General features: G+C 64.6%; 20 protein-coding genes. 9 read left to right on the top strand and 11 right to left on the bottom strand.

The genetic code is table 11. The features are described 5' to 3' along the window. Positions 1-35 precede the first annotated feature (35 nt). From ACO054_RS19580 to ACO054_RS19545, 8 genes are all read right to left on the bottom strand, one after another. Positions 36-989, bottom strand: coding sequence for an electron transfer flavoprotein subunit alpha/FixB family protein (locus tag ACO054_RS19580; protein WP_421708269.1), 954 nt, complete (start codon positions 987-989; stop codon positions 36-38). Positions 990-1,014: 25 nt separating this feature from the next. Then, entirely contained in the window at positions 1,015-1,764 is a 750-nt protein-coding gene (locus tag ACO054_RS19575; protein WP_421708268.1) for an electron transfer flavoprotein subunit beta/FixA family protein, read from the bottom strand. Between the two features lie 339 nt (positions 1,765-2,103). Then, a complete protein-coding gene (locus ACO054_RS19570; RefSeq protein WP_421708267.1) occupies positions 2,104-2,667 on the bottom strand; it encodes a cob(I)yrinic acid a,c-diamide adenosyltransferase in 564 nt (187 codons plus the stop codon). Between the two features lie 4 nt (positions 2,668-2,671). Beyond that, positions 2,672-2,872, bottom strand: a complete 201-nt coding sequence (locus ACO054_RS19565; protein ID WP_421708266.1) for a twin transmembrane helix small protein — start codon at positions 2,870-2,872, stop codon at positions 2,672-2,674. Between the two features lie 53 nt (positions 2,873-2,925). After that, positions 2,926-3,582 carry a GNAT family N-acetyltransferase gene (locus ACO054_RS19560; RefSeq protein WP_421708265.1) on the bottom strand — a complete coding sequence of 219 codons (657 nt, stop codon included), beginning with the start codon at positions 3,580-3,582 and terminating at the stop codon, positions 2,926-2,928. A gap of 11 nt (positions 3,583-3,593) precedes the next feature. Further along, positions 3,594-4,871: a M16 family metallopeptidase gene (locus ACO054_RS19555; protein WP_421708264.1), complete on the bottom strand. Its 1,278-nt coding sequence runs from the start codon at positions 4,869-4,871 to the stop codon at positions 3,594-3,596. Next, positions 4,868-6,271, bottom strand: a complete 1,404-nt coding sequence (gene thrC, locus ACO054_RS19550; RefSeq protein WP_421708263.1) for a threonine synthase — start codon at positions 6,269-6,271, stop codon at positions 4,868-4,870. Before thrC ends, ACO054_RS19555 begins: the two co-directional genes overlap by 4 nt. Before the next feature lie 116 nt (positions 6,272-6,387). After that, entirely contained in the window at positions 6,388-7,893 is a 1,506-nt protein-coding gene (locus ACO054_RS19545) for a carboxypeptidase M32 (protein ID WP_421708262.1), read from the bottom strand. Between the two features lie 111 nt (positions 7,894-8,004). Between ACO054_RS19545 and ACO054_RS19540 the strand changes: the two genes are divergently transcribed. After that, a complete protein-coding gene (locus ACO054_RS19540; RefSeq protein WP_421708261.1) occupies positions 8,005-8,484 on the top strand; it encodes a hypothetical protein in 480 nt (159 codons plus the stop codon). A 19-nt stretch (positions 8,485-8,503) separates the two neighbouring features. On the opposite strand, the gene ACO054_RS19535 is transcribed toward ACO054_RS19540, so the two are convergent. Continuing rightward, positions 8,504-9,229, bottom strand: coding sequence for a DUF1223 domain-containing protein (locus ACO054_RS19535; protein ID WP_421708260.1), 726 nt, complete (start codon positions 9,227-9,229; stop codon positions 8,504-8,506). 201 nt (positions 9,230-9,430) lie between these two features. On the opposite strand from ACO054_RS19535, the gene ACO054_RS19530 reads away from it, so the two are divergent. Then, positions 9,431-9,991, top strand: coding sequence for a hypothetical protein (locus tag ACO054_RS19530; protein WP_421708259.1), 561 nt, complete (start codon positions 9,431-9,433; stop codon positions 9,989-9,991). A gap of 111 nt (positions 9,992-10,102) precedes the next feature. Continuing rightward, complete coding sequence (zapE, locus tag ACO054_RS19525) at positions 10,103-11,305, top strand: cell division protein ZapE (protein ID WP_421708258.1); 1,203 nt, start codon at positions 10,103-10,105, stop codon at positions 11,303-11,305. 54 nt (positions 11,306-11,359) lie between these two features. On the opposite strand, the gene ACO054_RS19520 is transcribed toward zapE, so the two are convergent. Together ACO054_RS19520 and ACO054_RS19515 are read right to left on the bottom strand one after the other, a co-directional pair. Then, positions 11,360-12,223: a prephenate dehydratase gene (locus tag ACO054_RS19520; RefSeq protein WP_421708257.1), complete on the bottom strand. Its 864-nt coding sequence runs from the start codon at positions 12,221-12,223 to the stop codon at positions 11,360-11,362. 21 nt (positions 12,224-12,244) lie between these two features. Next, entirely contained in the window at positions 12,245-13,000 is a 756-nt protein-coding gene (locus tag ACO054_RS19515) for a 3-deoxy-manno-octulosonate cytidylyltransferase (protein ID WP_421708256.1), read from the bottom strand. A 297-nt stretch (positions 13,001-13,297) separates the two neighbouring features. Here ACO054_RS19515 and ACO054_RS19510 point away from each other — a divergent pair, with 297 nt between their 5' ends. The 6 genes from ACO054_RS19510 to ACO054_RS19485 all read left to right on the top strand — a co-directional run bounded on the left by ACO054_RS19510 (position 13,298) and on the right by ACO054_RS19485 (position 21,358). After that, positions 13,298-14,359, top strand: coding sequence for a c-type cytochrome (locus ACO054_RS19510; protein WP_421708255.1), 1,062 nt, complete (start codon positions 13,298-13,300; stop codon positions 14,357-14,359). Positions 14,360-14,366: 7 nt separating this feature from the next. Then, entirely contained in the window at positions 14,367-15,167 is an 801-nt protein-coding gene (gene hisN / locus ACO054_RS19505) for a histidinol-phosphatase (protein ID WP_421708254.1), read from the top strand. Positions 15,168-15,305: 138 nt separating this feature from the next. Next, entirely contained in the window at positions 15,306-17,411 is a 2,106-nt protein-coding gene (locus ACO054_RS19500) for an extracellular solute-binding protein (RefSeq protein ID WP_421708253.1), read from the top strand. A 16-nt stretch (positions 17,412-17,427) separates the two neighbouring features. Continuing rightward, a complete protein-coding gene (locus ACO054_RS19495) occupies positions 17,428-18,522 on the top strand; it encodes a microcin C ABC transporter permease YejB (protein ID WP_421708252.1) in 1,095 nt (364 codons plus the stop codon). A 65-nt stretch (positions 18,523-18,587) separates the two neighbouring features. After that, the gene (locus tag ACO054_RS19490) at positions 18,588-19,682 is read left to right on the top strand and encodes an ABC transporter permease (protein ID WP_421710390.1); all 1,095 of its coding nucleotides are present in this window, start codon (positions 18,588-18,590) and stop codon (positions 19,680-19,682) included. Continuing rightward, on the top strand, positions 19,679-21,358 hold the full coding sequence (locus tag ACO054_RS19485; RefSeq protein ID WP_421708251.1) for an ABC transporter ATP-binding protein: 1,680 nt from the start codon (positions 19,679-19,681) through the stop codon (positions 21,356-21,358). The genes ACO054_RS19490 and ACO054_RS19485 overlap by 4 nt, the downstream gene beginning before the upstream one ends. Positions 21,359-21,364 lie beyond the last annotated feature (6 nt).

The following is a 21,364-nucleotide window of genomic DNA, read 5'->3' as shown; positions in this document are numbered from 1 at the left end:
TGCTGGGTCCTTGGTTGCGCTGAGACCTCCGGAGGTCACGCGGATTTATCGAGTTCTGCTTCCAGCTCCGGCACGGCCTGGAAGAGATCTGCCACGAGGCCGTAGTCGGCGACCTGGAAGATCGGCGCCTCTTCGTCCTTGTTGATCGCGACGATCACTTTCGAATCTTTCATACCGGCGAGATGTTGAATCGCACCGGAGATCCCGACCGCGATGTAGAGGTCCGGCGCAACCACCTTACCGGTCTGCCCGACCTGATAGTCGTTCGGCACGTATCCGGCGTCGACCGCAGCCCGGCTGGCGCCGACGGCAGCCCCGAGCTTGTCGGCGAGCGTCTCCAACATCGCGAAATTCTCACCGTTCTGCATGCCGCGACCGCCGGAAACCACCACGCGTGCGGAGGTCAGATCGGGACGCTCGGACTCGGTCAACTCGTGACCGACGAAACTCGAAAGGCCGGGATCGTCGGCCGACGGAGCTTCCGTGATCTCAGCGGCACCGCCCTCGCCTGGCGCAGCGTCGAAGGCGGTCGCACGCACCGACAGGAAGACGATGGAGTCCTGGGTCTGGACCGTGGCCAGAGCGTTTCCGGCGTAGATCGGGCGCACGAAAGTATCGCTGCCCTCAACGGCGGAGATATCGGAGATCATCTGCATGTCGCAGAGCGCAGCAACACGCGGCAGTACGTTCTTGCCGAAGGTCGTGTGGCCGACCAGAACGTGGCTGTATTCGGCCGCCAGTTTGGCCACCAGGGGCGCGACGGCTTCCGCGAGGCTGTGGGCATAGGCCGGCGCCTCGGCCTTCACGACCTTGGCGACACCGCCGATCTTCGCGGCCTCGCTCGCAGCCTCGGCGCAGGCATCGCCCGCAACCAGAATATGAATCTCGCCGGCACCAGCCTGCGACAAGGCTTTGGCGGCCGCAACCGTGTTGAGGACCGGGCCCTTTAGAGCGTTGTTTTCCGTCTCTGCGACGACCAGAACAGTCATGATCCGGGGTTCCCTCGCGTATGTTCTAGATGACCTTGGCTTCGGCCTTCAGTTTCTCGACCAGATCGGTCACGCTCGCGACCTTGACGCCCGCCTCGCGTGCCGGCGGTTCCGAAACCTTGAGGACCTTGGTTCTGGGCGCGACATCGACCCCCAGATCGGCGGCGGTCATGGTCTCGATAGGCTTTTTCTTGGCCTTCATGATGTTGGGCAGACTGGCGTAGCGAGGTTCGTTGAGCCGCAGGTCGGCGGTGACGACCGACGGCAGCTTGAGGTCCACGGTTTCCAAACCGCCGTCGATCTCCCGGGTAACCGTCAACTTCCCGTCGGCCGCCTGAATCTTACTGGCGAAGGTCCCCTGGGACCATCCGAGCAGAGCCGCCAACATCTGGCCGGTCTGGCTGTGATCGCTGTCTACGGCCTGTTTGCCGAGCAGCACCAGCTCAGGCTGCTCCTTCTCGGCGACAGCCTTCAGGAGCTTGGCGATACCCAGCGGCTCGAGCGCCTCGTCGCTTTGTATCAGGATGCCGCGGTCGGCTCCCATGGCCAGCGCCGTGCGAATCGTCTCCTGACTCGACTGAGGCCCGCAAGACACCACGACGATCTCGCTCGCCGTACCAGCTTCTTTCAGGCGAACCGCCTCTTCCACGGCGATCTCGCAGAAGGGGTTCATCGACATCTTCACGTTCTGCGTCTCGACACCGGAGCCGTCCGCTTTCACACGGACCTTCACATAGGCGTCGATCACACGCTTGACCGGGACCAGGACCTTCATCGGCGTTCCGCTTCCGCTCTTTATCTACACTGTCCGCAGGATGAGAATTTCACGGCTGGCTATCCAGCGCGCCCGCCTCTCGCTTTCGACTGGTGCAAAAGTACAGTCAGACTGGGGCCGAAGCGCCGGCATCCTCCGACCCTTCGCGGTCGCAACATAGAAGTGGGTCATAGGCAAGTCAATCTCGCCACCAGCAAAGGGAAACCCGCGAAAGCGGCAACCGCCGGCGGCCTCTTTCGGCACAGATCCCCGCAAGCCGCCGCGCCCGTTCCGCGCCTTTCAGCAGCCCGCTCGCAAGACTTCGGCCGGCCATGCGGGAAAGCCTTTCCGACGGCCGTTTCAGCGATTGGCACCCGGCACCCAAAGCACATCTTTGCGGCCTTGATCGTTCTCGTGGCGAGCCATCACGAACAGAAGGTCGCTGAGCCTGTTGAGGTAGCGCACCGGCTGAGTCCCGACGGTTTCCAGTTCAGCCAAGGCCGTGGCATCGCGCTCGGCCCGGCGCGTGACCGTCCGCGCCAAATGAAGATACGAGGCGGCCGGCGAGCCTCCGGGGAGAACGAAGGAGTTCAAGGGCTCCAAATCCGCGTTCAGACGGTCGATCTGCTGCTCGAGCCAAGTAACCTGAGCTTCGACGATGCGGAGCGGCTCATACTCGAGATTAGGGTCTTCGGGTGTCGCTAGATCGGCGCCCAGGTCGAAAAGGTCGTTCTGGATCCGCGCGAGCATCGCGTCGGCTTCCGGCCCACAGTGCAGCCGCACCAAACCGAGGGTCGCATTCGCCTCATCGACCGTCCCGTAGGCGGCCACGCGCGGGTCGTGCTTGGGAACGCGCTTTCCGTTGCTGAGCGACGTCTTGCCCTTGTCGCCCCCCCGCGTATAGATCCGGGTCAGCTGCACCATGGCGTCAGCCGCCCTTGCCGACGAGCAGGGCGACGGCGAAGAGCGCCAGCGCGATCCCCTGACAAACGATCCGGTAGCGCATCAGCTTGTTGCCCCATTTGGCATTGAAGTCGCCGCCGCGCGCCATGGCCAGAAGGCCGGTGAAAAGAACGCCAAGCGTTATCAGCATGGCGATCAGGATCAAAACGAGCATCGTGGTCTGCATGGCCGCAGAATATACGTCGACGCCGCCCGGACACCAGGGTTTGCAGAAAGAAGCTACTTCGCCGCGGCGTCGAGCGCAGCGGCCCTGTCGGCGCGCGCGCGCGACCAAGCCGGAGACTCAAGGCCGCGCGGATCGTCGGCCAGCAGCCCGTAGAGCACATGATCCTGCCACTGCCCCGCGATGCGCAGGTAGTCCCGCCCCCGGCCTTCCTCCTGAAAGCCGATCTTTTCCAGTAGACGGCGGCTCGCGACGTTATGCGGCAGACAAGCAGCTTCGATCCTGTGAAGCCCAAGACCGCCGAAAAGATAGTCCAAAGTCAGCAGAAGCGCCTCGGTCATCAGTCCCTGGCGGGCTTGCCGTTCGCCGACCCAATATCCAAGGCTTGCGGTCTGCGCCACGCCGCGCCGCAGGTTGGTCACGCTGATGCCGCCGAGCATCCGCTCGCTGCGCAGGTCGAAGATGAACAGGGTCACGCCCAGCCCTTGGCGCCACTCGGCCGCCTGTTGGCGCAAGCGGCGGCGGTAGGCCGCGCGCGTCAGCGCATCGTGCGGCCAAGCAGGCTCCCAAGGCGTCAGGAACTGGCGGCTGGCATGGCGCAACGCCGACCAGGACCGCCAATCCCGCGACGTGGGCTGGCGCAACAGAACCCTGGCCCCGGTCAGCTTCGGTCCCCGTGGGCCCGTATCGCCGATCAAGGCTGGGAAAAGCATCTGCGACGAGCCTACTGAGCCGCCGCCGCGGCACCGCCGAAGCGCGACGCGAAACTGTCGTAGGGCGTAAGGCCGTCGACCGGCCCCAGGAGCGCCAAAGTCGGCTTGCCCTCCAGCATCTTCGCCGCGCAGCGTCGCAGGCGTGCGGCATCGAGCGCATCGAGCTCGGCAACGATCTCGCTGACCGGGATCGAACGGCCGAAGATCTGCAGGTGACCGGCGAGTTGTTCGGCGCGGGCCCCCGTGCGCTCCCGGCTCATCAGGATAGCCGCCTTGAGCTGCGCGCGCGTGCGCTCGACCTCCTCGGGCGTGATGTCTTGAGCGGCCCGCTCGACCTCCCGGCAGACCGTGTCGAGAACCTCTTGCGCCTCTCCCGCGCCGGTCCCGGCATAAACACCGAACAGGCCGCTATCCGATGCCGCGGAGAGGAAGGAGTAGATCGAGTAGACGAGTCCCCGCTCCTCCCTGACCTCCTGAAACAGACGCGACGACATACCGCCGCCCAGAAGCGTGGAGAGAGCGGAAACGGCGTAATAGTCGGGATCCTGCATGCCGACAGAGTCGAAACCGATCAGCAGATGCGCCTGCTCCAGATCCCGCACCTGTCTGTGTTCTCCCCCCAGATAGCACGCCGGTTCGGCACGCGCGGTCGTGCAGGCGGGAAGACTGCCGAACAGCTCCTCGGCCAGACGGTGCAAACGGTCGTGCTCGATGCGGCCCGCGGCGATCAGCACCGAGGTGTCGGCGGCATAGCTGCCGGTCAGGTAGCCGCGCAGGTCGTCCGCCGAGAGGCCGCCGACCGTCTCAGGCGTGCCTAGAACCGGCCGTCCGAGACCCTGGTCCGGATAGGCGGCCGACTGAAAGTCGTCGAAAATGATGTCGTCCGGGGTATCGACGGCCTGACCGATCTCCTGCAGGACGACCTGCCGCTCGCGCTCCAACTCGCCCGCATCCAGCCGGGGATGCAGCAGCATGTCTGCGACAATGTCCAAGGCCAAGGGCGCATCCTCGGCCAGCACCTTGGCATAGAAGGCCGTCGTTTCGCGGCCCGTATAGGCGTTGAGATGACCGCCGACCGCCTCGATCTCCTCGGCAATCGCGCGCGCACTGCGCCGACCTGTGCCCTTGAAGACCATGTGTTCCAGCAGGTGGGCGACACCGTTGATCTTGGCCGACTCGTGACGCGCGCCGACCCCGACCCAAAGGCCGAGAGAACAGGTCTCGACTTCAGCCATGGTGTCGCTGGCCACGGTCAGGCCGTTAGGCAATTGGGTTATGGTCACGGTCATACGACGCTCAGTCCCTTCGCATGCGCGCGGACATGGGCGCGCAGGGCATTCAAATCGTTCGGCAGCTCGGTCACCCGCTCCGGTCGCTCGTAGAGATCCGACAGACGCTCCGGCAAGGACGGACGGACTCCGGTGGACTGCTCAACCGCATCCGGAAACTTGGCGGGATGGGCGCAGGCCAGAGATATGGTCGCCGCCCCCCTTTCGGCCAGCGCGCGGGCAGCGCCCAAGCCGACGGCGGAGTGCGGATCCAGGGTTTCGCCCGTGGCCGCATGGGTCTTGCGAATCTCGGCAATCGTGCCGGGATCGTCGAGCCGGAAGCCACGAAAGATCTCGGCGACCTGCGCCATACGCTGAGGCGTCAAGCGATAGCTGCCGTCGCTGCGGAAGGCCGTCATGATCTGCGCGACTTCGGCACCGTTGCCGCCGGTGAGGTCGAACAGAAGCCTCTCGAAATTGCTCGACACCTGAATATCCATGGACGGCGAAAGGCTGGGCTCCACCGAACCGATCCGCATCTCGCCCCCCTCGAAAAACCGCGCGAGGATATCGTTTCGGTTCGACGCGACGAACAGCCGCTCGATCGGCAGCCCCATCTGCCGCGCCGCGTAAGCTGCGTAAACGTTGCCGAAGTTTCCGGTCGGCACCGAGAAGCAAACTCGGCGATCCGGCGCGCCCAAGGCCAAGGCTGCGGCAAAGTAGTAGACGATCTGGGCCATGATCCTGGCCCAATTGATGGAATTCACGGCCGAAAGACCGAACTCGTCTCGGAAGTCTTCGTCGGCGAAGAGCGCCTTCACCAGATCCTGGCAGTCATCGAAGCTGCCGTCGACCGCGATGGCATGGGCGTTGCGCGCCGCAATCGTCGTCATCTGACGCCGCTGCACCTCACTGGTGCGACCCTTCGGGAAGAGGACGAAGATGTCGAGGTTGCCGCGATCCCGGCAAGCCTCCAAGGCGGCCGATCCCGTATCCCCGGAGGTGGCGCCGACGATCGTCAGTCGTCGCCGGCGCCGCGCGAGAACAGCGTCGAACAGCCGGCCGAGCAGTTGAAGTGCCACATCCTTGAATGCCAGCGTGGGACCATGAAACAGCTCGAGCAGCCAAAGATCGGCATCGAGCTGCTTGAGGGGGGTCACAGCGCTATGGTCGAAAACCTCATAGGTTTCGGCAACGATCCGCGGGAACTCCTCTTCGATTGCCGAGCCGGCAACGAAGGGCTGCATGACCGCGGTCGCAAGCTCCGCATAGGGCTTGCCGCGCAAGGACCGCAAAGTCTCCGCCGAGAACCGAGGCCAGCTCTCCGGCAGATAAAGCCCGCCGTCGCGCGCCAGCCCGGTCAGCAAAACGTCGTCGAAACCCAAAGTCGGCGCGGTGCCGCGGGTTGATCTGTAGCGCATCGGCTGCCGCCGCCTCGTTGAACCGTTCCGTCAAAGCGCCTTTAGTGTAAGGCGTCGCAAAGGCCCGAAACAAGCTGCAGCACCAGGTCGCTCGTGCGCGAACGCTTCGGCTTTCCTCACCTCTCGCCTAAGTAGCGCCGGCGCAGATGCGTTTCGAAGACGCTGGGGTCGAGCGGTTTGCCGGTGGCGCGGACAAGCAGTTCTTCCGAGGAGAAACGGGAGCCTTGCTCGTGCACGTGGCGGCGCAGCCACGCCAGCAGGGTCGAGAAATCGCCCTTGCCCAGTCGTTCGGGAATCTCCGGATGCGCGCCGCAAGCCGCTTCGAAAAGCTGCGCGGCCGTCATGGCGCCGAGGGTGTAGGTCGGGAAATAGCCCCAGGCCCCATCGTACCAGTGAATGTCCTGCAGACAGCCTCGCCGGTCGTCCGGCGGCGTAATGCCCAGGAGGCTTTGCAGCTCCTCGGACCAAGCGCCCGGCAGGTCCTCCAGCGTGAGCCGCTCCTCGATCAGCGCCTTTTCCAGCCGGAACCGCAGGATCACGTGAGCCGGATAGGTCACCTCGTCCGCATCGACACGGATGAAGTCGGGCGCGACGCGGGTGTAGAGGCGGTAGAGGTTCTCGGCCTCCCACTCGGGTCCCGATCCGGCGAAGGCGCTGCGGGCCCGGGGTGCCAGATAACCCACGAACTCGCGCGACCGGCAGGCCTGCATTTCCATCAGCAGGGACTGGCTCTCGTGGATCGACATGCCCCGCGCTTCTCCCACCGGCTGCCGCCGCCATTCCCGAGGCAAGCCGCGCTCGTAGAGGGCATGACCGGTCTCGTGCAGCACTCCCATCAAACCGCTGACGAAATCGCTCTGGTCGTAACGCGTGGTCAGCCGCACGTCCTCCGGCACGCCGCCGGTGAAGGGATGTGCCGAGGTATCGAGGCGGCCGTGCCGGAAATCGAACCCCACCGCCTCCATCAGTTGTCGGGCTAGGTCCGCCTGGGCCTCGGTCGGGAAGGGGCCTGCAGGCAGCACAGGGGCCTCCTGACGTTTCTGGTACGCCAGAACCTCGTCCAGAAGCTTCGGAAGGCTTTCGGCCAAGGCATCGAACAGGCGTTCGATGGCCGCCGCATTGCCATCAGGCTCGTACTGATCGAGCAAGGCGTCGTACAGCGACTTACCCAACACCTCCGACTTCGCCTGACCAGCCTCACGCGTGAGGTCGAGCACCTCCTGCAAGGCCGGCCGAACCTTGGCGAAGTCGTTTTCGGGACGCGCCTCGCGCCAGAGGCCTTCGCAGGCATGACAGGCGCGGCGCAAGGCCTCGACCAGGCGGGCCGGCAAGGCGGTGGCATGACTGTGAGCCCGGCGCATCTCCCGCAGATTGGCGCGGCGCCAGTCGTCGAGATCCTCGACCTGAGCATCCGCAGCCGCCAGCCAGTCGGCCACGGCAGGATCGACCAGCAGTTCATGCGCCATCAGACTGAGCTGTGCGAGCTGCTCGCCCCGCGCTTCCGCTCCGCCGGAGGGCATCATGGCCGAACTGTCCCAATGCAGCACGGCCATGGCCTCGTTCAAGGCCCCCAGGCGCGCAAAGCGCGTCTCAAGCCGGGTGTAGGCCGTCTGCTCCGTCATGACTTCTCCCTTTCGCCGGCCGCGCCTATAAGCTGGGCCTCTGTCCCTAAACTTGGGCTTCGCCGTCCCCGTGAAAAAGGCCTTAGCATCCTTGATGAGCGAGATCTCCCGATGACCAAGACCCCCGGGCGGAAAGACGCAAGCCGGCCCGGCCAGACCAAGGGCTATCGCATCGACAAACGCAAGGTGGCCTTCGCGATCCTATTGCTGCTGGCCTTCGTCGTCTTCGGAACCTGGAACCTTCTGCAAGCCGAAACCCCGACCGGCGATGCGCTGGTCGGCGGCGTCCTGATGATTTTCTGCCTCGGCATGGCGAGCTTCCTCGCCCGAGACTTGAAGCGGGTCGGGACCGTCGTGGAGGTCGGGCCCGAAGGCGTACTCGATCTTCGCAACCAGGAAGGCTTGATCTCCTGGGACCGGATCTCCGGCGCCGAAATCAAGCGTGCGTCCATCGTTCGCGGCATCCGACTGACGCTGGAAGACGGCAAGCGCATCGACATCGATACGCAGATGCTGGAGGTCGACCGTAAGGAACTGATGCGGGTCATCGCCGAAACCGGCCGGCGCGCCGAAGCGACACCTCGACGCTAGATCAATCTGCGCAAATGGATCATTCGAACCGCAGCGCCGCTGCTCCGAGGACACGCCTCGGCCCCTCGGTCTGGACAATGACGGCGGCGCCGGACCGGCCGGCGGCGCGCGCTGCGGCAAGGTCGATCGACAACTCCGCCGAGCTGCCGCTCCAGTCCCCTAGTCGCCGATAGTCGCGCACCACATGCGCGTAGCCCAGAGACCGGCCGGCGTTCTCGCCGCGCCGGACGTCGGTTTCATGCCAACGGTCATAGAGCAAGAGCCAGACGGCCGCACCTTCCTCGGGTACGGCGCCGTCACCGATGCGCACGCCCCTCTCCGAGAGGTCGACAGCAACGACTGACGGCCGTTCACGAGCCATCGCAAGCGCGTTGGCGACGGAGCGGGGCCGCGATCCAATAACATCGTAAGTGCCGTCGACCACCATCTGCGGCGTATAGACGGTCCTGCGGTCGAGGGAACGCGCATAGGCGCGCTGCCGCTGCGTCAGCGACGCAAGCGCGAAGGGATCCTCCCAACCGATGTAATCCCAATAGTCGACGTGCAGAGAGAGCGCGATCACGTCGTCGCGTTCGGCGAGCTCGGCCAAAATGGCATCGGCGGGAGGGCAGGAACTGCAGCCCTGACTGGTGTAGAGCTCGACCACGACAGGCGCACGTACCTCCGCGGCCTCGGCGGTCTGAGCCGCCAGGAGCAGAAAACCCGACAGAGCGGCCAACGCAACGGTCTTGAGCGATCCGAACATGATGTCAGCCTAGTCGCGAGATCCTGTCACACGGAAATCACCAAGGGGTGAGATCGGCGTGTCGGAGAGCGCACAGAGTGCGCATTTTTCCCGTGCGCGACTCCAGGAGTCTTTATTACAGTTTCATTAAGGAATAGTCGTCGAGACTGCGTCGTTTCCATAACGTAGCGGCTCTGCCGCAGGTGGGACAGGAGGCGCCCGATGGTTCGCCCGATGGTTCATTTGTGCCTTTTCATGATCTGTCTATCCGCAGCGGGTCTGAGCCTGACCTCCCCTCCGACTCGCGCGGAAGCCGGTGAAGCCACCGAGCGGCACGCCGAGACTCCTGCCGAGGGACGCACGCTCGCCTGCTTCCTGCTGAACAGCATGACGCGCAGCGCAATCGACCTGGAGCGTCGCGAAGACTTGCTTCGCAGCGCGATTTCCACCGGATGCCTCGGCTTGCCGGAGGCCAGCCCCTTTCGCGGCGGCGATCTGCCCAAAGCCAAAGCGTCGAGAGAGCGAGCCGACCTGCAAAGCCGCAGAGAACGGGACGCCGCCGACCCGCAATTCCGCCAGTGCCTGCTATGGGCCTATACCGGCTATCCGAGCGGCCTGGAAGAAACCCGCTGCGCCTTCAGCTTTCAGCTTCTCCCGAGCGGTTTCGGACTGGCGTGCGAAGCCTACCTGAAAGACGGCTTCCCGACTCCTCTGGATCGAAAGGCCTGCCGGCAATTCTGGCAAGACCGCCTGAAGGCCAGCGACAGCGTGGCTCCTTCCTGACAAGCCTTCGTGCTGACCTCAGACCCGAGGCGCCGCAGCAGAAATCCGTGACCGTTTTGCAGGCTTGGCCACTTGGCGCTGGCCGCCGTCTTGGCTAGACAGTCGCATGTCATGACAGCCCAATCTGGAAACGCCGTCCCCCAGTCCGTCCCCAGCGCAAAGACCGGCGCGAATGCCGCAGCGGGCCCGCTGGCGGCCTACCGTGAGGCACGAAACAGCGGCAGCTTGAAAGCCGATCCGGCTCAGGCTCTGGCGGCCGAGAAGCTTGAAGCTCTCGCCCATGCTCTGCAGGGCTATCAGTTGCAAGCGAGCGGATCCTCCGCCTCGCCTCTGGCGACCTGGCGGAGCCGTCTCGGTCTCGGCCGCAGGCCCAAGACCGAAGCGCCGCAGGGGCTCTATCTCTACGGATCGGTGGGGCGCGGAAAGTCGATGCTGATGGACATCTTCTTCGCCGGAGTGCCATTGGAACGAAAGCGGCGCGTCCATTTCCATGCTTTCATGGCCGAGACTCACGACCGTCTGCACGCCTGGAGACAGTCCAGCAAGGGCCGCAAGGCGGACCCTTTGCCGGAGATCGCCGGGGAGATTGCAGCCGAGGCCTGTCTTCTCTGCTTTGACGAGTTCGTGGTGGTCAACATTGCCGACGCCATGATCCTGGGCCGCTTGTTCGAGTCGCTTTTCGAGCGCGGCGTCGTGGTGGTCGCCACCTCCAACTTTCCACCCGATCGACTTTACGAAGGCGGCTTGCAGCGCGAACGTTTCGAACCCTTCATCGCTCTGCTCAAGCAAAAGCTCGATCTGCTGGACCTCGGCGAGGGCACCGACTATCGCCTGAGTCGCCTGAAAGATCTGCCGGTCTTTCACGCACCGCTCGGCGCGGAGGCCACGGCGGCGTTGGACGAGGCCTTCTTGCGTCTAACGGAGGGTGCGGATGCGCAACCGGCCAGCCTGACCGTGAAGGGGCGCCGGATCGTGCTGCCGGCAGCGGCGCGAGGCGTAGCCCGCAGCGACTTCGAGGCTCTCTGCGTCCAGCCGCTGGCGGCCGCGGACTACTTGGCGCTGGCGACTCATTTTCACACGCTCGTCCTCGACGGCGTTCCGCGCCTCACCGAGACGCAGCGGAACGAGGCACGGCGTTTCATGACGCTGGTCGACGCCCTCTACGAACACCGCGTCAATCTGATCATGGCCGCCGATGCAGCGCCGGAGGACCTTTACAGCGGGGACGACGGCGCCTTCGAGTTTCGCCGCACGATCAGCCGGCTGAACGAGATGCAAGCCGCCGATTACATTGCAAAACCGCATCTGACCTAAGACAAGCCGACGGAAGGCAGGACCGCGCCGGGGTCGATCAGTCGGTGACGCCGGTCAGTCGGTCTGGCCTCGGAACGAACTGGCCGGATAAACGCCCAGGATCTTCACCTCGCGAGAGAAAAATCCAAGCTCTTCAAGCGCCAGGCGGACAGGACGCTGTTCGGGATGTCCCTCGATGTCGGCATAGAACTGGGCGGCCGTGAAGGCATCGTCGATGATATAGCTTTCCAACTTGGTGATGTTGACGCCGTTGGTGGCGAAACCGCCAAGAGCCTTGTAGAGCGAAGCCGGGACCGAGCGCACCCGGAAGACGAAAGAGGTGATCGCCGGCCCGGCCCCGGGTTCGGGATCGCGGGGTTCCCGCGCCATGACGATGAACCGCGTCGTGTTGTGTTCCGAATCCTGAACGTCCGGCAGAAGCGTTTCGAGTCCGTAGGTCTCGGCGGCCAGGGAAGACGCGATGGCTGCCTGCGTCGGGTCGCCGAGAGACGCGACCTCCGCCGCGGCACCGGCCGTGTCGGCATGCACGACAGGTCGAAGCTTGCGGTCGAGCAGAAACTTTCGGCATTGGCTGAGGGCCTGCTCGTGGCTGCGCACCAGAGACAGCCCTTCGAGCGTCGCCCCCTTGGGCGCCAGAAGCTGGTGCCGGATCCTCTGAAAGTGTTCTCCGATGATATGCAGCCCCGACTCGGGCAACAGATGATGGATGTCTGCCACCCGCCCGGCGCTGGAGTTCTCGATCGGAATCATGGCCAGCGCCGCCCGGGAGTCCAGGACCGCCGCGAAGGTTTCCTCGAAGGAAACGCAAGGCAGCGTCTCGCGGTCCGCAAACACCGTGCGGCACGCCAGATCGGAATAGGCGCCGGGTGCGCCCTGAAAGGCGATCGGGCCGCCGGGCAGGGCTTCGGGCTCTTGCATCTTACAAATTGTCCAGAAATATCAACCGGCTAACAGAGAACGTGCGCGCTCAAGATCGTCGGGAGTATCGACAGTGAGTGGAGAGGTGTCAACGAGCGCCACATCGATCCGCAGTCCGGCTTCCATGGCCCTGAGTTGCTCCAGTTTCTCCCGTTCCTCCAGCGGGCTGTGCGGCAGTTCGACGAAGCTTTCCAGGGCAGCGCGCCGGAAGGCGTAGAGGCCGATGTGATGGTACAGCGGGCGGGTCGGATCTCCGCCGTCCCAGGGGACCGGCGCCCGGCTGAAGTAGAGCGCCCGCGCTATTCCCCGCCCCGCCGGAAAGGCGATCGCCGCCTTGACCGCATTGGGATCGGACCGCTCGGACGGATCCACGATTTCCGCGGCGATGGTCCCGATGTCCACCTCCGGCTCTACCAAGGGGCGAATGACGGCGCGAATCGCCTCGGGCTCGAGAGTCGGAACGTCGCACTGAACATTGACGACGGCATCGACGCGGCCATCCGGATCCAGGCGCTGCAAGGCCTCGAAGATGCGGTCGGAGCCGGAGGGATGATCGGGATCGGTCAGAACGGCCTGCCCTCCGGCCGCTTCGACCACCTCCACGATCTCCGGGTCGCCGGCGGCGACTGCGACCGGTCCGATATCGGCCTCAAGGGCTCGACGCCAGACGTGCAGGATCATCGGTTCGCCGCAGATATCAGCCAGTGGCTTGTCGGGCAGACGCGTCGAAGCCAGGCGGGCGGGAATGAGAACGAGCGGAGACTGCGGCAAGGCCATAGGCGGCTCTCTTGGAAGGAAACTGCGGGCGAGGAGGAACCGCAAGGAAGCGGTCCTGCGACGCTGCGCCACGCTGGCGGGGAAGGTAACACTCTTAGGTCATGGGCAATCTTTAGGTCATAAGCTCCAGAAGCGACAAGTCGAGAGCGCTCTGCACAGCCGTTCGGAAAGTCGGCGGTGCTTTCCCTTTCGGTTCCCCCGGTTTCCATTGAACGGGGCAGTGCCGGAAGCTATTGTCGCGCCGCCTGGGATGCGAAAACGCTAGGATTCGTTAATAATTAGGGTTCCCGACGCCTCATGTCTTCTCTCGAAATCAACAAGGTCGCCGCAGCCGTTCTGACCGCTGGACTCGTCGCCATGACCAGCGGTTTCGTTGCCGATCTTCTGGTGGGCGGTCACGGCGATGCTGAGGAAGACGCCTATCCGATTCAACTCGCGGAAGGCGCGGCCGGCGCAGCCCCCGAGGCCGAAGAGGAGCCGGGGCTCGAACCCGTCCTGCCGCTACTCGCTTCCGCCGATCCGGCAGCAGGAGAAGCCTTGAACCGTGCTTGCGCGGCCTGTCACTCCTTCGATGACGGCGGCCCGCAGAAGGTTGGCCCCAATCTCTGGGACATCGTCAACGCACCCCATGCACACATTCCAGAGTTTGCTTACTCCGACGCCTTGTTAGCGATGGCCGAGGAGCCCTGGACCTACGAAGCCTTGAACGCGTTCCTGGCGAGCCCGCGAGACTACGCCCCAGGCACCAAAATGAGCTACGCGGGCATGCGCAGCGTTCAGGACCGGGCAAACATGATCGCCTACCTGCGAAGCCTTTCCGACGATCCCGCACCGCTGCCGACGGCGGAGGAGATTGAGGCCGTCACCGGAGGCGGTGCCGAGGCTGAGGCCGACGCGGAAACTGGAGGCGCGCCTGCCGAGGAAGAAGCTTCGGACTCGGCTGACGCAGGTGACGTGCAGGAAGCCGCCGCTGACGCCGGCGCCGCGGACTCGATCATCCAGCGCATTGCCGCCGCCGATCCAGCCGCCGGCCAGAGCGCGGTGCGCGCCTGCGCGGCCTGTCATTCCTTCGAGGAAGGCGGCGCCAACCGGGTCGGTCCGAATCTCTGGAACACCGTGGGTGCCCCGGTGGCGCACATCGAGGGCTTCAACTACTCCAACATCTTCCAAGAGAAGCATGACGCCGGGGAGATCTGGACCTACGAGGCGCTCTGGGCCTTCCTCCAGAACCCCCGCGAGTGGGCCCCCGGCAACCGTATGACCTACGCCGGCGTGCGCGACGAGGACGACAAGGCCGCGATCATCGCCTACATGCGCAGCCTGTCCAACGACCCGGCACCGCTCGAACCGCTGCAATAAGCCGGCAGTGACGGACAGCCGCGACGGTCTTGAGCCCTTCGCCGCTTTCGCCGAAGAATTGGCGGAGGCTGCACGGCTGGTCACCCGCCACTACTTCCGCACGCCCGTCGCCGTGGACAGCAAGGCCGACGAGAGCCCGGTCACCGTGGCCGACCGTGAGACGGAGGCCCGCCTCAGGGATCTGATCGTCCGACGCTTCCCCGATCACGGTATCGTCGGCGAGGAGCACGGAAGCGAGCGGCGGGATGCGGAGTTCGTCTGGGTGCTCGACCCGATCGACGGCACGAAAGCCTTCATCACCGGCAATCCTCTGTTCGGTACTCTGATTGCCCTGACGCGCGGGGGCAGCGCACTTCTCGGCGTCATCGACATGCCGATTCTGGGCGAGCGGTGGATCGGCGCCGAAGGCCTGCCGACTCAGCATATCGACGCCACCGGGCGGCGAGCCGCGCGCGTACGATCCTGTCCGTCCTTGGATCGAGCTGTGCTGCAAAGCACCCATCCGGATATGTTCACGGGCGCCGACTCAGACGGCTTCCAGCGCCTCGGCCAGGCCGTCAAGACGACGCGCTACGGCGGCGACTGCTTCAGCTACGCTCAGCTCTCCAGCGGGTTCGTCGATCTGGTGGTCGAGGCGGGGCTGCAACCCTACGACTTCATGGCCCTATTGCCGGTTATCGAAAATGCGGGCGGCCGCGCGACCGACTGGCAGGGCCGGCCGCTGACTCTCGACAGCGACGGCCACATCATCGCGGCCGGCGATCCCGGATTGGTCGCGCCGGCCTCACTCTGTCTGAAATCTTCGTAATCTCCACGGGGCCGGGAACCAAAGCAGTTGCGCGCCCTGCCCTCTGGCATACCTAATAGCGAGCCAGGAGGGGCCGGACCAGCTTGGCCGGAAAGAGCCGCAGGCCGGCCCGCGAGGTTTCGCCTTCGGGAGTTTGCCGTGCGCATTGCGCTCTTCTGTCTTTTGCTCACACTGCCGGGGTTGGCTCTGGTGCCGGCATCTTTGGCGCAGACTGCGCTCGAGACGACCGCCCCCCAAACGCCCGCCCCCCAGACGATTGGCGATGCGACACTGGCGCAAGCCGATCTCGCGTCGTTGAGCGCCGAGTATCGTATCTACGACGTCGTGCGCCTTGAGGCCGGCCAGAAGGTCTATCGCTCCCACGCCATCGCGATGCATGGCGAACCGAAGTACCCGGCGGACTGGACTCACTTCGACTACGTCAACCCGGAAGCGCCGAAGGGCGGTCAGATGACCGTCGGCAGCCAAGGAACTTTCGACTCCTTCAACGCGGAGAACGGTCGCGGCAACCCGGTCGGCGCTGGCTACGAGTCGCTGCTGCAGTCCTCACAGGACGAAGCCTTCACCAAGTACGGACTGATCGCCGAATGGGTCGAGTGGCCGGAAGACCGCTCTTGGGTCGTGTTCAAACTGCGCGACGAGGCGCGTTGGCACGACGGAGAGCCGATCACCGTCGAGGACATCATCTGGTCCTACGACACGCTCGTCACCGAGGGGCAGCCCTTCTACCGCTTCTACTTCGGCTCGGTCGAATCGGTCGAGGAAGTCGGACCGCGGCAGGTCCGCTTCACCTTCAACGAACAGGATAACCGCGAGCTTCCGCTCATCATCGGGCAGATGCCGGTCATGCCCAAACACTACTGGGAGGAGCGCGATTTTACCGCGACCACCCTCGATCCGCCCCTCACGAGCGGTCCCTACCGCATCTCGGCCTTCGAGCCCGGTCGCTTCGTCGTCCGGGAGAGAGTTGAGGACTATTGGGGCGCCGACCTACCGCTCAACGTCGGCCGTCACAACTTCGACCGAATGCGCACGGAGTTCTTCCGGGACGCCACCGTGATTCGAACGGCACTGAAGGCGGGGACTCTCGATTACCGCCGCGAGAACCAGGCCAAGGCCTGGGCACTGGACTACAACATCCCGGTGGTCGAACAAGGCTGGCTGCGCAAGGAGGAAGTTCGGCACAACCTGCCGACAGGCATGCAGGCCTTCATCATGAACACGCGACGTCCGCTCTTCCAGGATCCCCGCGTGCGCCGCGCCCTGGCCTTCGCCTTCGACTTCGAGTGGACCAACGAAGCGCTCTTCTTCGACCTTTACGCCCGCACCTCCAGCTACTTCTCCAACTCGGATCTGGCCGCGACCGGACTGCCGGAAGGCGAGGAACTCGAGATCCTGGAACGCCATCGCGGGCAGATCCCCGAGGAGGTCTTCACGACGCCCTACTGGGTGCCAGGCACCGACGGCAGCGGCTGGCCCCGCGACAACATCATCCAGGGTCTGGAGTTGTTTCAGGAAGCAGGGTGGGAGGTGCGCGACCTTCAGCTGGTCAACAGCGATACCGGGCAACCGATGCGCTTCGAGATTCTGCTGGTCAGCCCGGCCTTCGAACGGATCGTGCTACCCTTCGTCCGCAACCTGACCCGGATGGGCATCGACGCCCGTGTGCGCCTGGTCGATCAGTCGCAATACATCAACCGGCTTCGCAGTTTCGACTTCGACATGATCGTCGGCGTGATGCCGCAATCGGATTCGCCGGGCAACGAGCAGCGGGACTTCTGGTCCAGCGAAGCGGCCGATCAGCCGCGCAGCCGAAACCTGATCGGCATCAAGAACCCTGTCATCGACGACTTGATCAGCCTGGTGATCACGGCGCCCGACCGCGAGTCTCTAGAGGCACGCACCCGCGCGCTCGACCGGGTTCTGCAGTGGGGTCACTACAGCATTCCGCAGTGGCACTCGCGAAGCCTGAATCTGCTGTACTGGGACAAGTTCGCCCGTCCGGAGACCGACAATCTGTCCAAGAACGGAACAGCGATCGATCGCTGGTGGTACGTGCAATCCAAGGCCGACGAACTGGCGGCTCGCGAACGGGCGAATCCCGAGCTGATGGAGGCTGGGACCGAGGCAGGCAGCGGCGGAAGCGACACGCCGGGGTGGGGAACCACCCTGTTGGTCGCCGCCGGCCTGGGCTTCGTCGCCTGGCTGGTCCTGCGCGGCGCGTTGCGCCGCCGCGCCGCCTGAGCCAGGGTAGGGTCCCATGACCGCCTACATCATCCGACGCCTGCTGCTGATCGTCCCTACGCTCTTCGTGATCATGCTGATCAACTTCGTGGTGCTGCAGTTTCTGCCCGGCGGCCCGGTCGAACAGGTGATCGCCCAGATCACCCAGACCGGACCGGGCATCACCGAGCGAATCACCCAGGGACAAAGCGGCGAAGTCGCCCTGCCGGTCGGTGACGGCGACCAGTCGGCCTATCGCGGTGCCCAAGGCTTGGACGACGAGTTCATCGCCGAGCTGGAACGACAGTTCGGATTCGACAGGCCGCTGCACGAACGTTTCTTTCTGATGGTCGGCAACTATGCCGTCTTCGACTTCGGCGACTCCTTCTTTCGAGACGAGCCGGTGGTCGACCTGATCCTGGACAAGATGCCGGTCTCGATCTCCCTGGGGATCTGGTCGACGCTACTGATCTATCTGGTCTCGATCCCGCTCGGCATCGCAAAGGCGGTCCGCGACGGCCAGCGTTTCGACATCTGGACATCTGGTATCGTGGTAGTCGCCACCGCAGTGCCCGGCTTCCTCTTCGCGGTCTTCCTGCTGATCGTCTTCGCCGGCGGGGAGTACTTCTCGATCTTTCCCCTGCGCGGCATCGTCTCAGACAACTGGGAGGAACTGCCGCTCGGACAGCAGATCCTGGACTACCTATGGCACATGGTCCTGCCGACCGTGTCCATGGCGATCGGCGGCTTCGCCGCCTTGACCATGCTGACCAAGAACTCCTTCCTGGACCAGATCAACCAGCAGTACGTCATCACCGCCAGGGCCAAGGGCCTGGAAGACAAGCAGGTGCTCTATCGCCACGTCTTCCGCAACGCCATGCTGATCGTGATATCCGGCTTTCCAGCCGCCCTGGTCGGTATGCTTTTCACCGGCGCCGTGCTGATCGAGACGATCTTTTCTCTCGACGGCCTCGGACTTCTGGGTTTCGAGGCGGTGTTCAACCGTGACTACCCCATCGTACTGGGCACGCTCTACTTCTTCACACTGCTCGGTCTGATCATGGGACTGGTCACCGACCTGACCTACACGCTGATCGACCCGCGCATCGACTTCGAGAGCCGGGAGACCTGACGCCCATGACCGCAGCGCCATCTTCGGCCCCCGTCGCACAGCAAACCCAGGATCGTTTCCTCGGCATCCCGCTGACGCCGCTCGACCGCCGCAGGATCGAGAGCTTCAAAGCGAACCGACGCGGTCTCTGGTCGCTCTGGATCTTTCTGGCGCTGTTCCTGATCACGCTCTTCGCCGAGCTGGTCGCCAACGACCGCCCTCTGCTGATCTGGTACGATGGCGGTGTCTACGCCCCGGTGTTCGAACGCTATCCGGAGACCGCTTTAGGTGGCGTATTGCCGACGGAAGCCGACTACACCGATCCGGCCGTCCAGGCCCTGATCAGCGAGAAGGGCTGGATGGTCTGGCCGCTGATTCCCTACGACCACACGACAGTGGCCTGGAACCTGCCGGAGCCCGCCCCCTCGTCCCCTTCCTCCACCCATTGGCTGGGAACCGACGATCAGGCGCGGGATGTGGTGGCGCGGGTGATCTACGGCTTCCGCATCTCAGTGCTCTTCGGTTTCGCGGTGATTGTCGTCTCGGCCGTCGTCGGCGTCACCGTCGGCGCCCTCCAAGGCTTTTACGGCGGTCGGTTGGACCTCTTCGGTCAGCGACTGATCGAAATCTGGTCCTCCATGCCGCAGCTCTACATCCTGATCATCATGGCCAGCCTCGTGGAGCCGAACTTCTGGTGGCTACTGATCGTGTTGCTGCTGTTCGCCTGGATCGGTTTCGTAGGTGTTGTTCGCGCGGAATTCCTGAGAGCGCGCAACTTCGACTATGTCCGCGCCAGCCGTGCCCTTGGGGCAGCGGACGGCGTCGTGATCTTTCGTCACGTCTTGCCCAACGCCATGGTGGCGACGCTGACCATGCTGCCCTTCGCCCTGGCCGGATCCGTCACGATTCTGACCTCGCTAGACTTCCTGGGGATCGGCTTGCCGCCCGGTTCCGCCTCGCTCGGCGAGGTTCTAGCGCAGGGCAAGGCCAACCTTAATGCGCCCTGGTTGGGCCTGACGGGCTTCTTCACCATCGCCCTGTTGCTCAGTCTGCTGATCTTCATCGGAGAAGCGGTGCGCGATGCCTTCGACCCGCGCAAGGTCTGGGCCGGCAGCGCCCCGCCACCGGAAGAGAGCGAGCCGGTCGCCCAGCCCAAGCAAGCGCCGGCAGGTGCCGAATGAGCCCGGATCAAGCCTCCTTGCAGCCGCAAAGCGACCTGGACGGTCGGCAGGCCCCGCTCCTGCAGGTCGCCAACCTGAGTGCCGCCTTCCGCTTGCCCGGCAAAACGGTGACAGCCGTCGATCGCGTTTCCTTCACTCTCGACAAGGGCCAGACATTGGCCTTGGTCGGCGAGTCCGGCTCGGGCAAGTCGGTGACGGCTCTCTCTCTGTTGCAGCTGCTGCCTTACCCGCTGGCGAGCCATACCAAGGAGAGCTCGGTCACCTATCGCGGCGAGGAACTGATGGGCGCGAGCGACCGCCGTCTGCGGCAGATTCGCGGCAACGAGATTTCCATGGTCTTCCAGGAGCCCATGACCTCCCTGAACCCGCTGCACACTGTCCTGAAGCAGGTCAGCGAGGTGCTGATCCTGCACAAGGGCATGAGCCGCGAGCAGGCGCGCGCCCGTACGCTGGAACTGCTCAATCTGGTCGGCATCCGTGAACCGGAACGGCGCCTGACGGCCTATCCGCATGAGCTGTCGGGCGGCCAGCGTCAGCGCGTCATGATCGCCATGGCGCTGGCCAACGACCCCGATATCCTGGTCGCCGACGAGCCAACAACGGCGCTCGACGTCACGATCCAGGCCCAGATTCTCAAGCTCCTGAAGGAGCTGCAGCAGAAACTCGGCATGGCCGTGCTGCTGATCACCCACGACCTCGGCATCGTGCGAAAGGTGGCCGACCAGGTCTGCGTGATGACCGGCGGGCGGATCGTCGAGCAGGGTCCCGTCGCCGAGATCTTCGAAGCGCCGCAGCACCCCTACACCCGCAAGCTGCTGGCCGCCGAGCCGAAGGGCAAACCGCTGCGCGCCGCGCCGGATGCACCGGTGGTGATGCAGGGCAGCGACGTGAAGGTGCACTTTCCGATCAAGAAGGGCCTGCTGCGCCGCGCCGTCGACTACGTGCGGGCCGTCGACGGCATCGACGTCACCGTGCGGGAGGGCCATACCCTGGGTGTGGTCGGCGAGTCCGGCTCCGGCAAGACCACCCTGGGCTTGGCATTGCTGCGACTGATCTCCAGTCAGGGCCGGATCGCTTTCGAAGGCCGCGCCATCGAGGAGCTTCGCTCCAAGGCCATGCGGCCGCTGCGGCGGGAGATGCAGGTCGTTTTCCAGGATCCCTACGGATCGCTGTCGCCCCGTCTGTCGATCGGCGAGATCGTCGGTGAAGGGCTGCGGATTCACGAGCCGGGCGAAGGCGCCGAGCTGCGGGAAGAGCGCATCGTTGCGGCGCTGGAGGAAGTCGGGATCGAACCTGCGGCGCGGCACCGCTACCCGCATGAGTTTTCCGGCGGCCAGCGCCAGCGCATCGCGATCGCCCGCGCGATGGTTCTGAAGCCACGCTTCGTGGTGCTGGACGAACCGACCAGCGCCCTCGACATGTCGGTGCAAGCTCAGATCGTCGATCTGCTGCGCGCCCTGCAGGCCAAGCACAAGCTGGCCTATCTCTTCATCAGCCATGACCTGAAGGTTGTTCGCGCCCTGGCCGACGAGGTTCTGGTGGTCAAGGACGGCAAGGTGGTCGAGCAAGGCGCCGCCGAACAGATCTTCGACGCCCCGCGCGAGGCCTACACCCAGGCCCTCATGAAGGCCGCCTTCGACCTGGAGGCGGTGGAAAGCGGTGTCGTGAGCATGTAGAAGCAG

This window comes from Algihabitans sp. (assembly GCF_965226985.1).
Classification (GTDB): Bacteria; Pseudomonadota; Alphaproteobacteria; order Kiloniellales; family DSM-21159; genus Algihabitans.
Note: the sequence above shows the minus strand (reverse complement) of the source record. Positions and strands in the feature narration are given on the sequence as shown.

Coding starts and splice junctions, on each gene's coding strand:
- ACO054_RS19510 (WP_421708255.1), top strand. CDS start 13,298: ATGTCTTCTCTCGAAATCAACAAGGTCGCCGCAGCCGTTCTGACCGCT.
- ACO054_RS19555 (WP_421708264.1), bottom strand. CDS start 4,871: ATGACCGTGACCATAACCCAATTGCCTAACGGCCTGACCGTGGCCAGC.
- ACO054_RS19545 (WP_421708262.1), bottom strand. CDS start 7,893: ATGACGGAGCAGACGGCCTACACCCGGCTTGAGACGCGCTTTGCGCGC.
- ACO054_RS19495 (WP_421708252.1), top strand. CDS start 17,428: ATGACCGCCTACATCATCCGACGCCTGCTGCTGATCGTCCCTACGCTC.
- zapE (WP_421708258.1), top strand. CDS start 10,103: ATGACAGCCCAATCTGGAAACGCCGTCCCCCAGTCCGTCCCCAGCGCA.
- ACO054_RS19580 (WP_421708269.1), bottom strand. CDS start 989: ATGACTGTTCTGGTCGTCGCAGAGACGGAAAACAACGCTCTAAAGGGC.
- ACO054_RS19535 (WP_421708260.1), bottom strand. CDS start 9,229: ATGTTCGGATCGCTCAAGACCGTTGCGTTGGCCGCTCTGTCGGGTTTT.
- ACO054_RS19570 (WP_421708267.1), bottom strand. CDS start 2,667: ATGGTGCAGCTGACCCGGATCTATACGCGGGGGGGCGACAAGGGCAAG.
- ACO054_RS19530 (WP_421708259.1), top strand. CDS start 9,431: ATGGTTCGCCCGATGGTTCATTTGTGCCTTTTCATGATCTGTCTATCC.
- ACO054_RS19575 (WP_421708268.1), bottom strand. CDS start 1,764: ATGAAGGTCCTGGTCCCGGTCAAGCGTGTGATCGACGCCTATGTGAAG.
- ACO054_RS19540 (WP_421708261.1), top strand. CDS start 8,005: ATGACCAAGACCCCCGGGCGGAAAGACGCAAGCCGGCCCGGCCAGACC.
- ACO054_RS19515 (WP_421708256.1), bottom strand. CDS start 13,000: ATGGCCTTGCCGCAGTCTCCGCTCGTTCTCATTCCCGCCCGCCTGGCT.
- ACO054_RS19520 (WP_421708257.1), bottom strand. CDS start 12,223: ATGCAAGAGCCCGAAGCCCTGCCCGGCGGCCCGATCGCCTTTCAGGGC.
- ACO054_RS19565 (WP_421708266.1), bottom strand. CDS start 2,872: ATGCAGACCACGATGCTCGTTTTGATCCTGATCGCCATGCTGATAACG.
- thrC (WP_421708263.1), bottom strand. CDS start 6,271: ATGCGCTACAGATCAACCCGCGGCACCGCGCCGACTTTGGGTTTCGAC.
- ACO054_RS19560 (WP_421708265.1), bottom strand. CDS start 3,582: ATGCTTTTCCCAGCCTTGATCGGCGATACGGGCCCACGGGGACCGAAG.
- ACO054_RS19485 (WP_421708251.1), top strand. CDS start 19,679: ATGAGCCCGGATCAAGCCTCCTTGCAGCCGCAAAGCGACCTGGACGGT.